This window comes from Chlorobiota bacterium, assembly GCA_016710285.1.
In the GTDB taxonomy this organism is placed as follows: domain Bacteria; phylum Bacteroidota; class Ignavibacteria; order OLB7; family OLB7; genus OLB7.
In genome coordinates, this window is sequence record JADJXR010000001.1 from 3,867,527 (window position 1) to 3,881,265 (window position 13,739).

Annotated in this window: 12 protein-coding genes and 1 pseudogene; 3 read left to right on the plus strand and 10 right to left on the minus strand. The window is 57.7% G+C overall.

Annotated features, from left to right (window positions below):
- Positions 1 to 55: 55 nt before the first annotated feature.
- The 3 genes and pseudogenes from IPM61_14410 to ppk1 all read right to left on the minus strand — a co-directional run bounded on the left by IPM61_14410 (position 56) and on the right by ppk1 (position 4,013).
- Positions 56 to 1,099: a fumarylacetoacetate hydrolase family protein gene (locus IPM61_14410; protein MBK8912508.1), complete on the minus strand. Its 1,044-nt coding sequence runs from the start codon at positions 1,097 to 1,099 to the stop codon at positions 56 to 58.
- A gap of 191 nt (positions 1,100 to 1,290) precedes the next feature.
- Complete coding sequence (locus IPM61_14415) at positions 1,291 to 1,707, minus strand: DedA family protein (GenBank protein ID MBK8912509.1); 417 nt, start codon at positions 1,705 to 1,707, stop codon at positions 1,291 to 1,293.
- A gap of 27 nt (positions 1,708 to 1,734) precedes the next feature.
- Positions 1,735 to 4,013: pseudogene (gene ppk1 / locus IPM61_14420) on the minus strand (polyphosphate kinase 1).
- Between the two features lie 329 nt (positions 4,014 to 4,342).
- On the opposite strand from ppk1, the gene IPM61_14425 reads away from it, so the two are divergent.
- The 3 genes from IPM61_14425 to IPM61_14435 all read left to right on the plus strand — a co-directional run bounded on the left by IPM61_14425 (position 4,343) and on the right by IPM61_14435 (position 6,684).
- Positions 4,343 to 4,789: a BrxA/BrxB family bacilliredoxin gene (locus tag IPM61_14425; protein MBK8912510.1), complete on the plus strand. Its 447-nt coding sequence runs from the start codon at positions 4,343 to 4,345 to the stop codon at positions 4,787 to 4,789.
- Positions 4,790 to 4,957: 168 nt separating this feature from the next.
- The gene (gene ald, locus IPM61_14430) at positions 4,958 to 6,073 is read left to right on the plus strand and encodes an alanine dehydrogenase (protein ID MBK8912511.1); all 1,116 of its coding nucleotides are present in this window, start codon (positions 4,958 to 4,960) and stop codon (positions 6,071 to 6,073) included.
- 101 nt (positions 6,074 to 6,174) lie between these two features.
- On the plus strand, positions 6,175 to 6,684 hold the full coding sequence (locus tag IPM61_14435; protein ID MBK8912512.1) for a hypothetical protein: 510 nt from the start codon (positions 6,175 to 6,177) through the stop codon (positions 6,682 to 6,684).
- Between the two features lie 29 nt (positions 6,685 to 6,713).
- Here IPM61_14435 and IPM61_14440 read toward each other — a convergent pair whose 3' ends face one another.
- From IPM61_14440 to IPM61_14470, 7 genes are all read right to left on the minus strand, one after another.
- Positions 6,714 to 8,306 carry a glycosyltransferase family 39 protein gene (locus IPM61_14440; GenBank protein ID MBK8912513.1) on the minus strand — a complete coding sequence of 531 codons (1,593 nt, stop codon included), beginning with the start codon at positions 8,304 to 8,306 and terminating at the stop codon, positions 6,714 to 6,716.
- Positions 8,307 to 8,403: 97 nt separating this feature from the next.
- Positions 8,404 to 8,862, minus strand: coding sequence for a hypothetical protein (locus IPM61_14445; GenBank protein MBK8912514.1), 459 nt, complete (start codon positions 8,860 to 8,862; stop codon positions 8,404 to 8,406).
- Between the two features lie 72 nt (positions 8,863 to 8,934).
- A complete protein-coding gene (locus IPM61_14450; GenBank protein ID MBK8912515.1) occupies positions 8,935 to 9,588 on the minus strand; it encodes an RNA polymerase sigma factor in 654 nt (217 codons plus the stop codon).
- Positions 9,589 to 10,225: 637 nt separating this feature from the next.
- Entirely contained in the window at positions 10,226 to 11,251 is a 1,026-nt protein-coding gene (locus IPM61_14455; protein ID MBK8912516.1) for an HPr kinase/phosphorylase, read from the minus strand.
- 181 nt (positions 11,252 to 11,432) lie between these two features.
- Positions 11,433 to 11,771: a ribosome-associated translation inhibitor RaiA gene (raiA, locus tag IPM61_14460; GenBank protein ID MBK8912517.1), complete on the minus strand. Its 339-nt coding sequence runs from the start codon at positions 11,769 to 11,771 to the stop codon at positions 11,433 to 11,435.
- 46 nt (positions 11,772 to 11,817) lie between these two features.
- Entirely contained in the window at positions 11,818 to 12,711 is an 894-nt protein-coding gene (locus tag IPM61_14465) for a hypothetical protein (GenBank protein MBK8912518.1), read from the minus strand.
- Complete coding sequence (locus IPM61_14470) at positions 12,711 to 13,667, minus strand: tyrosine recombinase XerC (protein MBK8912519.1); 957 nt, start codon at positions 13,665 to 13,667, stop codon at positions 12,711 to 12,713. Before IPM61_14470 ends, IPM61_14465 begins: the two co-directional genes overlap by 1 nt.
- Between the last annotated feature and the right edge of the window lie 72 nt (positions 13,668 to 13,739).

Sequence of the window (13,739 nt, forward strand, 5' to 3'; positions counted from 1 at the left end):
CGATGGATAAAATGGGTGGTTGCTGGCGATGGAAAGAATACGAAGAGAAGGGGTTTTATGCTACCCCTAATTTTGTCTTCACCAGTTGGATTCCGCGGTCGTCAACTTTGCGGATGGTGTTGGTGAGCGTTCCAAGAAGATCAATTTCACACTCCACAACGTCGCCATCCTGAAGCCACCAGTTGTCGAACACCTTCGACCCGTTCAACTCCAAGAAACAGCCGGTCCCAACCGTGCCGGAGCCGATCACATCACCAGGGAGGAGCGTTGCGCCGTAGCTTGCGCGCTCAACAATCTGGGCGAACGTCCAGGTCATATCGCTCAAGTTTCCACGGGAGACTTCGGTTCCGTTCACGCGGGTCACCATCGTCAGGCCGTAGCGTTCCCCTTCTTCGCTTGGGATGCGGCGTTCGGCAAGCTCATCTTTGGTGACAAGCCAGGGGCCAAGCGAGGTGGCGAAGTCTTTCCCTTTGGCGGGGCCAAGGTTCAGTTTCATCTCCTCCATCTGAAGCCAGCGTGCGGACCAATCGTTCATCACCATGTATCCGGCGATATACTCATCGGCCTCCTCGGCGCGGATATTTTGCCCCGCTTTCCCGATCACAATGGCGGCCTCAAGCTCAAAATCCAACCGCTGCAAGTGGTGCTCCTGCACCTGGACCTCGCCCGGCCCGGTGACGGCGTTGTGGTTGGTGAAGTAGAAGATTGGGAAGCTGTCGAACTCTGGAATCATCGCCACGCCACGGTTGCGGCGCGCGGCCTCGACATGCTGGCGGAAGGCGTAGCCATCACGCATGGATGTTGGATGGGGCACCGGCGAAAGAAGCTCCACCTCGCTTGCGGGTCGCCAACAACTCAGGACATCGCGGCTTGCCGATGCCCACTCCAACACGGTTTTGGCGTTGGCCATCCCTTCCTCGCCAGCGCGAAGAAGCGTCAGGATGGAGTCGAAGGTGCCGACGGAGAGTTCGGCGTGCGAATCGGCATAGGCGCGGGCGGCGGCGGCAAAATCAAGAATGGCGCCATCGGAGTAGGCCCCAAGCTGTTCGGCAGCCTCGTGGCGGTTGGCGTTATTGGGACGGTAGCTAACAAGTTTCATGCAAGGAATTGGTTTGGTTGAGTTGGGGCAAATATAGGCGAGCGGCAGGATTTATCACCGAAACTGGTAGCCGTCCCGACATTCGTCGGGATTGATAAAAGGTCTTTAGCCTTCGGTGTCTTCTTTCTGAAATGACTGGCTAGAAATGACTGGGCCCCGACAAAGGTCGGGGCCCCTACCCTTCGGTTTCTTCACCCCACCAAAAACAGCAACGCCCAGTAGCGCACAATCCGTGTTCCGTAGGCAAGGAGCGCGAAGAGTGGGAAGGGGATTTTGGAAAGCCCAGCCACCAGCGTCAGCGGGTCGCCAACGAACGGGAGCCATGAAAGAAGAAGCGTGGGCCAGCCGTGGCGCTCCATCCATTGCAGGGTGCGTTGCGCCCATTTTCCTTGCAGCCTTCGCTCCACAATCTGCGCCCTTCCCCACCGCCCCAAGCCGTAGTTCACCGTCACCCCGGCGCAGTTCCCCAGCGAGGCCCAGATCAGAGCTTCGGTGGGGTTCATCCCCGCGCTGACGGCGGCAACAAGCGCGGCCTCCGAACTTAACGGGACCAGCGTTGCAGCAAGCGCACTTACCAGCATCAGCCACACACCGCCGGTATCAATCACGCCGGCTTCCCCCGGAAGCGTTTGCCATCAATTCTTTTTCCCCACCAGATTGGCGTGCTGTTTGTTCGAGCGTTTTGGGCGGGGTGCGCCCTCGGTGGCGGGGTCCGATTGCCGAATCTGCGCGATGAACTCCTCCTGCGCGCTGATTGCCCCTCCCCCAAGTTTCTCCTTCCGGCGATAGACCCCGTCCGAGCCAAGCTGGCGCGCTTTCACGGTATCGTTCAAGTAGGTTTCAAGAATCCCTTTTAGTCGCGCACGGTTGTCGCCATCTTCCACGGGGAACATCAGCTCAACACGGCGGTTCAAGTTGCGCGGCATCCAATCGGCACTGGAAAGGTATATCTCCTCCTCACCACGGTTGTGGAAGTAGAGAATGCGGCTGTGTTCAAGGAACCGCCCAACCACCGAGACCACCCGAATGTTATCGCTTACCCCCTCCAACCCCGGGCGCAAGCAGCAAATGCCGCGCACCAGAAGATCAATCTTCACCCCCTTTTGGCTTGCTGAATAAAGGGCCCGAATCACCTCCTCATCAACAATGGCGTTCAGCTTTGCGATGATGTGGCCGGGCTGCTGGGGGGTGTGGCGTTCGGCCTCGCGGTTGATAAGCTCCAGCACGCGTGAGCGCAACGTTAGCGGGGCCATAATCAGCTTCCGCCACTCGATCGAGGAGCCATATCCGGTCAGGTAATTGAACAGGTTGATGGCATCGGCCCCGAAGTCGGGGTTGGCGGTGATAAGGCTAACGTCGGTATAGATGCGCGAGGTGACGGTGTTGTAGTTGCCGGTCCCCAGGTGCATGTAAATTCGGGGAAGCCCGGTGTCGTCGCGGCGGACGATCATGGCGATTTTGCAATGGGTTTTCAGCCCAATCAGCCCATACACCACGTGGACCCCCGCTTGCTCCAGCCGCTTTGCCCAGACGATGTTGTTCTCTTCGTCGAAGCGGGCTTTAAGCTCCACAAGGGCGGTTACTTGCTTCCCGTTTTCGGCCGCTTCAATCAGCGATTGCACAATCGGCGAATCGCCGCCGGCGCGGTACAGCGTCTGTTTGATTGCCAGCACCTTCGGGTCGCGTGCGGCGGCGCGGACGAAGTCGGCAACATTGGTGAAGGAATCGTAGGGATGATGCAGCAAAATGTCCTTGCTTCGGATCACCGAGAAGACGCTCCGCTCCTCGTCGCGGAAGCTCTCCAGCATGTAGCTGTTGAACGGCTTGTCCTTCAGGTCGCGGTAGTCCAGGCGGTAGAGTGCCATGAAGTCGGTCAGATTGCGCGGGCCCGGGGTCTCGTACACATCGGTCGGCTCAAGTTCCAGGGACTCCATCAAGATGTCGCGGACGTACTGCGGCATATTCGACGACACGTCAAGCCGGACGGCCTCGCCCCACTTGCGGCGGCGGACTTGCTCCTCCATCATCGTCAGAAGGTCCTCGGCTTCATCCTCGGTCACCTCAATGTCGGCATCGCGCAGCACGCGGAAGGTGTAGCTGGATTTCACATCAAGGCCAGGGAAAGGGCCGAGGCATACGCCGCAATCACTTCTTCCAGCAGCACAAAGTGGTCCCCCGCTTTTTCGGAATAGACCTTGATGAACCGCCCCAACACCCCAGGAACTTGCACAACCGCAAAATGAAATTCTTTCTCATGGACGTGCTTGCGGGGGTCGCGGACAACAAAGGCAAGGTTCAGCGTGCGGTTCAGAACGTGGGGGAATGGGTGGCCCGGGTCAATGGCCAGTGGGGTCAACACCGGCAAGGCTTCTTGCAAGAAGTAGGTGTGAAGCCGCGCCCGCTCTTCTTCGGAAAGGGAGCGGAACGGGTGAATCACAATCCCCTTGCGGGCCAGCTTTGGGATGATCTGGTCCACCAAGTGGCGGCCGTGGCGTTCCATCAGCGGGCGCAACCGTTCGTTGATTTCCCGAAGCTGCTCTTGCGGGGTAAGGCCGTCGGGCGCAAGCTCCACCACCCCCCCGGAAAGTTGTTCCATCAGCCCCGAGACGCGAATCATAAAAAACTCATCAAGGTTGGTGCTGAAGATCACCAAGAACTTTAACCGCTCCAGCAACGGATTGGCGGGGTCCTCGGCTTCCTCCAGCACCCGCTCGTTGAAGTCAATCCAACTCAGTTCGCGGTTAATGTAATATTGCGGGTTGCGGAAATCGGATTTCACGGCCGCTGGGCCGCTTGGCTTGCGCGGCGCGGGTTTGCTGCCGTCGGGCTTTCCAGCATCGGGTTTTCCGCTATCGGATGCTGTTGCGGAAGGAGATGCCTTCGGCAATGCGGTTGGTTCTAACTGTTCGCTCATGGGAAGCAAGATAGGGAGAAGGTTGCGACGCGAAGATTGTGACGTGAAGATTGTGACGTAAAGTTCTGAACGCCCCGATCCGACAACAAAGGCCGATTGCCGAACGTCTTCGGGAACCAAGCAACCAGCGCAGCAACGGCTGCGGCAGCGACGGAAACAGGCCGCATGGTTACAGTGTGGGGAATCTACCCGTCGGCACAGCATCGGCCAAATTATCTTTTGGTGAAACCTGCCGCCTGTATGAAGCTGTTACCCATGCCACGGCGCAGTAATCAGTAGATTTGCGCCACTTCAACAACTGATTCAACCTTCCTTACAGGAGCAGACCAATGGCACTTCCACCGATCTATGACCCCGCATTTGTCCAGCCAATGCGCGACGAACTGACGGCAGTTGGGGTTCAAGAACTAACAACCCCGGCCGATGTTGACGCGGCATTGGCACAGCCAGGAACCACGCTTGTTTTTGTGAATTCCGTTTGCGGTTGCGCCGCCGGAAGCGCACGCCCGGGGCTGCGGCTTGCGTTGCAACACTCGGTGCAGCCGGACCGCGTTGTTTCCGTGTTTGCGGGAATGGAGCGCGAGGCGGTGGACCGCGCACGCAGCTACTTCCTAGGCTATCCGCCCTCCTCCCCGCAGATTGCTTTGCTGCGCGATGGCAACGTGATCCACATGATCCAACGCCACCATATCGAAGGCCGCTCGGCAGAGATGATTGCCGAAAACCTTGCCGATGCCTTCAACACGCATTGCGCGGTTGACACAGCCGCCAACTAACGCCAGCTTGTGATCCTTTCTCCCCCGTGGACGTTACGCCACGGGGGAATTCTGCTTCAGGGCCGCAATGGCATTCCATAAGGCTATTTCACAGCGCTATTCCACAATGGCATTCCTCCTCTTTTGAATCTCCATACAAACCACATCCACACAAACCGAAGACCTAGCATGATTATCGGCGTTCCACGCGAGATTAAATCGAACGAAAACCGGGTTGGGGCAGTCCCTTCCGGCGTTGAGTTGTTGGTCAACAACGGCCACACCGTGTTGGTCGAGACGCACGCCGGCATTAACTCCGGCTTCCAAGACGAAGCCTACATCCGTGCCGGTGCAACAATCGTCCCAACCATCGAGGACGTGTACGGCCAGGCGGACATGATCGTAAAAGTGAAAGAACCGATCGCGCCGGAGTACGACCTGATCCGCGAGGGGCAGGTGCTGTTCACCTACTTCCACTTTGCCGCCAGCCGTGAACTGACCGAGGCGGTGATCCGCAGCAAGTCCATCGCCATTGCCTACGAGACGGTCGAGGGCCGCGATGGCTCCCTTCCGCTGCTTGTCCCGATGTCCGAAGTTGCCGGGCGCATGGCCCCGCAAGAAGGGGCAAAGTATCTTGAGAAAACGATGGGTGGCCGCGGCGTGCTGCTTGGCGGAATCCCAGGAACCCGCCCCGCCGATGTGCTGGTGCTTGGCGGCGGTGTGGTGGGAACCAACGCGGCAAAAATTGCCGCCGGTTTTGGTGCCCGCGTCATCATCTTCGACAAGGACCTGAACCGCTTGCGCTACCTTGATGACGTGATGCCGAAGAATGTGGAAACCCGGATGTCAACCCCGGAAGCTATCCGCGAAGCCGTGAAGAATGCCGACTTGGTGATTGGCGCGGTGCTGATCCCCGGCGCAAAAGCCCCATACCTTGTCACCCGTGATATGCTTCACACCATGCGCGAAGGCTCGGTGATTGTTGACGTTGCGGTGGACCAAGGGGGCTGCGTGGAAACCACACGCGCCACCACCCACGCCGACCCAACCTACGTTGTTGATGGGGTGATCCACTACTGCGTGGCAAATATGCCCGGGGCCGTTCCCTTCACCTCCACCATCGGCCTGACGAACGCCACGCTCCCCTACATGCTGCAACTTGCCGACCTGGGCTACCAAGAAGCATTCCGCGTAAACCCGGGGCTGAAGCTGGGCCTGAATGTGATTGATGGAAAGGTGACGTACAAAGGCGTTGCCGATGCGTTCGGGCTGGAATACACGCCGCTGGATAGCATCTTGGCGTAATCAACGTTGGCCAAGCTCAACCTTGCGTTGAGCTTGGCCAGATCTAACTTGGCCGAGCTCAACTTGGCCGAATCTAACAGAGACCATACACCGAGGATAGAATGTCGCTTGTTCCTTTCAAGGCACTTCCGCCGGAAAGCCGCCTGTTTATCTTTCCCGCAGCTGGCCAGCTTCGCAGCGATGCGATTGCGAAGGCAACCCCAATGATTGAAGCCTTCCTGGGCCAGTGGAAAGTTCACCAACAGGACCCGATTGTGGGCTACCAGATCCGCCATGAGCGGTTCCTGCTGGTGGGCGTTGATGAATCCACAATCCCCCCCAGCGGTTGCTCCATTGACGCGCTTACCCGGTTTATGAAGGAGCTGGGAAGCAGCCTTGGAATGGAGTGGCTTGATGGACCTGAGGTTCTGTACCGCGATTCCGCTGGGGTCCAAGGGGCAACCCGCGCCCAGTTTGCAACGCTGGCAACCCAGGGGGAAGTTGATGCCGGAACCATTGTGTTCAACAACACAATCCAACGGCTGGGGGAACTTGAAACAAGCTGGGAGATTGCCGCAAGCGATTCCTGGCACGGTCGAGTTTTTCGGCTGAAGGAAGCGGCGGCGGCATAGCTTGTTGCTCCGGTCGGCGCAGCCCCCTTTTATCGCGTAAACAACTGGTCAATCTGTTGGCGCAACCGATAGCCCTGTTCGCGGCTGAACTTCAGCAATGCGAACGGGGCTTGTTCTTTCAGCATCGTGCCGCCGATTTCCAGATACTGCTTGGCCAGTTCATTTCGCGTCAGCAGGATGATCTGCTGGCTGTTGAAGTCTGCATCGCTGCCCTGCCGTTCTTCCCAATCCACGCCGTGCAGAAACACAACGGCATTGCGGCGGAACGTGCTGGGAACCGCAACCCGCAAGCGTGGCCGATAGACCTGCACAACCCGCCCAACAAGAAGCATCTGGGCCGCAGGATCAATCACCACCAGTGCGGAATCTTCCCTTCCCCACGTGGCCCGATCAATCAACTCCAATCCATCCCCAACAAACTTGTCGTTGGCACGCACCCGCGAAAGCGTTGGCAGCAGCACCGAGAATCCCCGGCCAACAACCGATTCGGCCCGCTGCTCGGCTGTGCGATTCTGCGGCGCAATCGCAGTGAAATACGGGGGGAGCCGATACGGAAGCAGGAAAAATATGGCAAGGTTTGCGGCCACCATCCCCCCAACCACGCCGATTCTGCGCCAGCGGCTTTGCTCGTTTACGGCCAGCCATGCAACCGCCATGGAGCAAGCGGGAAGAATCAACAAGCCGTAGCCTTTTGCATAAATCACCAACGCAAAAAAGAGCACGATTGGAAGAACCCAACACCACAGCAACGCCCGCCGGAAGGTGAAATGGCGGAACCGGAAGTGAGCAAAAGATTTCCAACGGAACGCCAGGTACATCCAAGCGATATTCACCCCCCAAAACCCAGCGATTGTGAACCCCGCCAAATTTCCAAGAAAGGTCCCGGCACTGGTGGGTGAAAGATTTGTGGCCGCATGGAGGTAACTCCACACTCCCCCTTCCTCCGCAACGACCCACGGCAGCCAGCAGGCAACGCCCGCCAATATCCCCGCCAGCAAACTGGCAAGGGCTTGGCGGCGAAAACCACCAGCGCGCCACTGATGGAACAACACGCAGGCAAGCGCCGGGGCAAGCAGAATCACCGACGTTCCCCTGAATCCGATGGATACCCCCACGGCAATCCCAAACCAAAGCCATGCCGCGCGCCCCCTTCCGGCACGAAGCCCCAGCAGGATCAGCAAGGATGAGCAGAGCGCGTCGAAGGCGTAGTTTTCGGCGGTGATGCCGTAGAGAAAAAAGAGAGGATTGCAGGCAAGAAGCAACGCGGTGGCGCGGGCAACGGGCTGGTTGAACAACTCCATTGCCAACCGATAGCTGGCCCAAACGGCCGCCACCGACAGCAGCGTCACAACAAGAAGAAGACTGTGGTGTTGATTGCCAAGCAGCCATCCGGCAGCGCGGCAAAGCAGGATAAATACCGGATAGCCAGGAGCGTGGGGGCGTTCGTTGGCGATGGAGAAATCGCCGATGCCAAGCCAATAATTGCCCGAATCAAGCCCGCTGATGAACGATTCCCAGCAGAGCCATCGGGAAACAGCGGTGGCGACTAACAGCAGCGGCAGGAAATAGGAGCGGGCAGGGGGTGATAAGGAGGCAGAGGCCGCCATGGAAGTGTTCGGCATGGGTTGATCCCACTAATCAAGATTCCAACTCAAGATTCCCACAAGGTGAGGGCGTTGCTCCATCATGGGAGAATGGAGCAACGGTCTTCCCTTTTTGCTACCGCACTCTTCCCGGCCCAGTGGTTGGCTGGTGCCGTGGCGCGGGCGGCGGAACGGTGAAGGTGTCGGTTGGATAGCCAAGATTATCGGGAGGATTCGGGATTTGCAGGGCGGGGACCTCCATTGGGGAATGGGTGTCGGTTGGAAGCGTGGACCTGCTGCTGCGTGCTGTTTTTTTTGCGGCCCGCTCAACCGTTGCCTTCCCCTTCACCGGCGCGACGGCATCATTATCGCTTGGGCTGAAGTAAAAGAAGCAGAGGAGAATGGCCGCCAGCACAGCCACCATTCCTGAAGCGGCTTTCCAAGAAACGCCGATTCCCTTCGGCTTGCTCCTGCCGCTCTCCACCGCATGGGCAATGCGCCCTTCCAAGCCTGATGGCGGCATCACCGGGGATAGGTCTTTCAGCAGGCGGTTGTATTGGCCCCAGCCGTTTGGTGCATCTGGTAGAGTATTCATGATAAAGTATTCAATAGTTCGATGTCTGCTGTTGCCCCGCGACGCGTTGGTGCGGCTGTGGGGCAAGCAGGGTTAGTCTTCTTGGTAGCCAAGCTCAATCATCGCTTTGCGGAATGCCTCGCGCGCGTCGAACACCCGCTTGCGGATTGCTCCGGGCTTCAGGTTCCACCCAAGGACTTCGGCAATTTCTTCGTTCTCCAGCCCTTCAACATCACGCAGCACCACGATTTCCCGTTGGTTTGGGGTGATGCGCGCCAGGGCTTTATCCACCATCGCCCGCAAGATCGTTCCGTCGGTGGCGGCTTCGGGATCGGTGAAGGTTCGCTGCGGGGCAGCAAAGTCGTCCAAATCGCGGTCGCCATCCCATCGGGTTATGGAGCGGACAATGGAGCGAACGTTGCGGCGGCGAAGTTCGCTTAAGGCCTTGCGGCGGCCAATGGTAAACAGCCATGTGGAGAAACGGAACGTTGGCTGGTAGCTTTGCCGGCGTTCGTACAGCGACATCCATGTTTCCTGGACAACATCCTGGGTTCCTTCAACATCCCCCAAAATCCTGTACAAAAAATTGAACAGGCGGTTGTTGTACAGTTCCACAAGTTTGGCCACCGCTTTGGTGTCCCCCTGCTGCACGCGCAGCATCAGGGCGTTCCCCACATCGGTTGTTTCTTCGGTTGCTGTGTTCGTCTCCGGCATCATGGCCGGTGAAGATACGACAGAGCGATCCATCTTTTGCCGTTGCTGCCGATGTTGCCCCCTGCCCACACGCAAGCCTTGCCCCTCGGCTTCAGCGGCTGGGATTGATTGGTCACCAAACAGGCCAAGCGCAGCGGTCATGGCGTTACAGGGTTCTTGAACAAGATCGAACGGCCAGTGAATTCAGCCGAAGACACTCGCAAGCCAATCTGGCGTTACGCAGTTCAGCAAGGGTTGCGGTGGTTGTGCGGATTGGTGGGGAAATGGCAAAATCGCCAACGGCAACAAGGCAGCTTCCAACGGAAGGAAGCCACCGGCGGAATGGTTGCAATGCTTAGGACGCGCGACGGCGGCTTAGCTGGTGACAGCCAGCAGCACCGCAGCAACGATCGTGCCCCACATCAGGGCGTAGGAGAAACGACGTGCAAATTGGAGAGAGTACATTCGGGACTCCGAAGGTTCGTTGGCCAACAGGAGGAACGCCAACGATTGCAAGGGAAACGTGAGTTGGAAAGCATTGGCCACCCCCCCCGAAAACCGAAGCACAGCCGCTGCTTGTTTGAAAAGGTTGGCAAATATACAGCGATTCCTGTGCAATCCACCACCGCTGGTGAAAAATCACGAAACTGTAATCTTTCGATGAGTTCATTTAAAGTTCGCACCTCAAGCATCACTCGAAATCATGCTCGAAATATGGTATGGAACGGTCGCCAGGCTTCCCTTTTCCCGATGACTTCTGCGCGATTGTTTCCTGCAATTTTTCGGCAAACACCTTCGCCGGATTGTAGCCATAATGCTTCAACAGGTAGTTCAGCGCAATGACTTCGGCAATGACGGTGATGTTCTTGCCGGAAAAAATTGGCAAGCGAACCAACGGAAGTTCGATCTCCAACAACGTGGTGGTGTCGTCATCAAGGCCGGTGCGGGTGTATTCGGTTGCGGGATCCCATTCCTCCAACTTCACAATCAGCTCCACCCGTTTTTGGAAGCGGATGGCGCGGATCCCGAACATCTGGCGAATATCAATCAGCCCCAGCCCGCGAACCTCCATGAAATGCTGGGTCAGCGCGGTTCCAGCCCCCATCAGAATTCCCTCCCCTTTTCGCGTCACCATCACAACATCGTCGGCAACAAGGCGGTGGCCCCGTTCCACAAGGTCCAGGGCTATCTCGCTTTTCCCGATTCCTGAGCGGCCAACGAACAGGATGCCAACGCCATACACATCAACAAACGCGCCGTGGATTGGGGCGTACGCGCTGAACTGGTCATCAAGGAAATCGCCCAGGAAATAGACCGCTTTGGTGGTGTCGTGGCGGGTGCTGAACAGCGCGATCCCACGCTGGGTGGCGATCTGCACCAGTTCTGGTTCCAGGCTGTTCCCCGAGGTGAGAATCAAGCAGGGGACATCGAACTCCAAAACGGTTCGGAAGGCTTCGATCCTCCGTTCCAGCGGCAGGCTTTTCAGGTAGTAGAACTCGGTGTTGCCAATCACCTGGACCCGGTGGTAGCTGAACAGCCGGGTGTAGCCGGTCAGTGCCAACTGCGGGCGGTGGAGGTTCTTGTCGGTGATAAGTTTTTCCCGACCGACCCCCTCGTTCAACGGAACAAGCGCGAACCGCTCGCGGCATTCGTCGGCAAGGAATCCCACGCTGATGCTCCCCTTTCGGATCTCCTGGATGCTCTCAAAAACTGACATAGGCTGCTGGTTTGTGAAGTGGGCGGAACCGATTCCGGCGCAAGTTATCGAAGCCGGCAGGAACAGGGATAGGAAGATGACATAGATGGCGACTCTTTTGCGGGATATATAAATACACGGAGGGTTGCGCGTTGCAACCCTCCGTTCGTTGATGCTCTTCTTTTTTTTCGCCAGCCAATGGTTAATAGATGGTTCCGGTCTGCGGCTCCGTTTTTTGATGGTGGCGGTTTTCGTGGCGTTTTTGCTTGTATTTGACCAGCATCCGCTCAAGTTTATCCACGCAGCCCACAATGGATTTTTTGAACTCGTCGGTGCGTTCTTTGGCGACAAGACGGTCTTTATTCACAAACAGGCTGATCTCAGCGGTTTTGTCCACCCCCATCTTGGTCTCATCTTCCAGAACGATGTCAGCCCCCAAAATTCCATCATAGACGTGCCGAAGGCTGTGGACAGCGTCGGCGGCAAACTGCTGCAGATCGGGGCGCGCTTTGAAGTGGCGCGCTGTGAGCTTGATGTTCATAACGTCTGCTCCTATCTCTATTTATGGTGATCGAACCCAGCCCCCGCTATCGTTTCCGCAGGAACTGGAAGTTAAGCCCTATGGTGATCGAGAAGCCCCCCATCTGAAGCGTTGTGCTTCGTTCGGGCAGCGTTGCGACCCCGCGCGAGCTGGTAAGAATCGCTTGAAAGACATCGTGGCGCACGGGCATCATGCTGAACGCCGCCTCGATACAAACCCCACGGATTGGACGTTGGACCGAGCGGTCGAACCGCAAGTCCAGCCCCGCATACAGTTTCCCCCCCACCGCCACCCCCCAACTATCGGCGTTGATACTTGGCCGATAATATTCAGCAGCTTGCGTCTGCTGGCGGGCAGTGGTGTTCCACATCACTGAGGAGACCACCGGGCCAGCAACTGCGCCAACGTAGCTGGTAAACTGCGAACGAATCGGCGCATACTCCACCCCCACAAACAACGGCAATGTTTTCACAGAAAAATCTTCCACCACCGAGGCCACCACACTTCCTTGCATTGCCGAGTCGGTCCCTTTGGGGCTTTGCGTCACGTCGTACAAATCAACTGTGCTTGCTCCAAAATAAGTTCCGTAGCCAACCACGCGAAGGTCTTCGGTCAGGCCCACCCGCAACGATAGCGTTGGCGCAGGGATTGCCGAAAAACCGGTAATGGAGCCGCCAAGTTTTCGGTACTCATCGAACAACGTACCCCCCCCTGGAGCTGTGAAAATTTCCAGTCCAGCGGTGAAAACATCCAGAAGTTGAGCGCGTGGCGCGTGGTGGAGGCTGTCGTTATCAGTGAGTATTGTGACGCGAGTCCCATCTTGCTCCTGAGCCAGTGCTGTTGGTGCTGCCGAAAAATACAGTCCGGCAATACAAAAGGCAACGCATTGGACGCACAGAACAAAATTTTTATTGCTTCTAAACGGGGAGCGGCGTGGCATTACGGTTCCTGTTGGTTCGGCGGCGGGCCATCGTTTCCGTCGTCGGTGGCGCGTGGGTGGGCAAGGTTGTAGGCGTTCTTCAGCCGCTCGATGGTGACGTGGGTATAGATTTGGGTGCTGCTTAACGAGGAATGCCCCAGCAATTCCCCCACCTCGCGGATTCCCGCGCCAGCATCCAGCAGATGCGTGGCGAAGGTGTGGCGCAGCACGTGCGGGCTTTTTTTCTTCTGCTCGGTAACTCCCTTCATGTAGCGGCGCACCACACGGTAGATTCCCCCTCCATCGAATGGGTTGCCGCGATTGGTCAGGAACAGCGCGTCGGGGGATTCGGCGGTTGCCAGTTCGGACCGCACGCCCAAGTATTCCCGCAGCACCTGGGTAGCGCGACCGCCAAAGGGGACGATCCGTTCCTTCCCCCCCTTCCCCAAAACTTTCACGGTGTTGTTTGCGTGGTCAACGTCGCGCAGGCGGATGCCGCAAAGCTCGGCACGGCGAAGCCCAGTAGAGTAGAACATCTCAAGAATAGCGGCATCCCGTTTCCCGCTGGGGGTTGTGGTGTCGGGGGATTCCATCAGGTGCTCCGCCTCGTTGGAGCTAAGGACGGTAGGGAGTCGTTTTTCGGGGCGCGGAGCAACCACCAGTGCGGTGGGATTTGCTTCGATCAACTCCATCTGGCGGCAGAATTTTGTGAACGATTTCAGCGCGGCAAGCCTTCTGCCAATTGTCCGGCGAGACTGGCCGGCTTTGTGCAGTGCTGCAATGAAACCGCGAACCTCACGCTGGGTTACATCCCCCAGCATTGGGATGTCAACGCCCAGCACGTTCCGAAGATGCTCGGCAAACCGCTCAAGGTCGCTCTGATATGCCTCGATCGTTTTGGGCGAGTACCGCTGCTGAAGCTCTAGATACTCCAAGAACTGGCGCACGGCCTGGTGGAATGGTATGGGCTGCGGCATGGGCTGCGAATGGGATCGGTTGCGTTAAGTATGTTCGGATGGGCAATCTACTACAAGCCCCCCCACGCCCGA

Bases quoted from the DNA above. Each gene is read 5' to 3' on its own strand.
- IPM61_14440 (MBK8912513.1), bottom strand. From the start codon at position 8,306: ATGCCGAACACTTCCATGGCGGCCTCTGCCTCCTTATCACCCCCTGCC.
- IPM61_14435 (MBK8912512.1), top strand. From the start codon at position 6,175: ATGTCGCTTGTTCCTTTCAAGGCACTTCCGCCGGAAAGCCGCCTGTTT.
- IPM61_14455 (MBK8912516.1), bottom strand. From the start codon at position 11,251: ATGTCAGTTTTTGAGAGCATCCAGGAGATCCGAAAGGGGAGCATCAGC.
- IPM61_14465 (MBK8912518.1), bottom strand. From the start codon at position 12,711: ATGCCACGCCGCTCCCCGTTTAGAAGCAATAAAAATTTTGTTCTGTGC.
- ald (MBK8912511.1), top strand. From the start codon at position 4,958: ATGATTATCGGCGTTCCACGCGAGATTAAATCGAACGAAAACCGGGTT.
- IPM61_14450 (MBK8912515.1), bottom strand. From the start codon at position 9,588: ATGGATCGCTCTGTCGTATCTTCACCGGCCATGATGCCGGAGACGAAC.
- IPM61_14470 (MBK8912519.1), bottom strand. From the start codon at position 13,667: ATGCCGCAGCCCATACCATTCCACCAGGCCGTGCGCCAGTTCTTGGAG.
- raiA (MBK8912517.1), bottom strand. From the start codon at position 11,771: ATGAACATCAAGCTCACAGCGCGCCACTTCAAAGCGCGCCCCGATCTG.
- IPM61_14410 (MBK8912508.1), bottom strand. From the start codon at position 1,099: ATGAAACTTGTTAGCTACCGTCCCAATAACGCCAACCGCCACGAGGCT.
- IPM61_14425 (MBK8912510.1), top strand. From the start codon at position 4,343: ATGGCACTTCCACCGATCTATGACCCCGCATTTGTCCAGCCAATGCGC.
- IPM61_14445 (MBK8912514.1), bottom strand. From the start codon at position 8,862: ATGAATACTCTACCAGATGCACCAAACGGCTGGGGCCAATACAACCGC.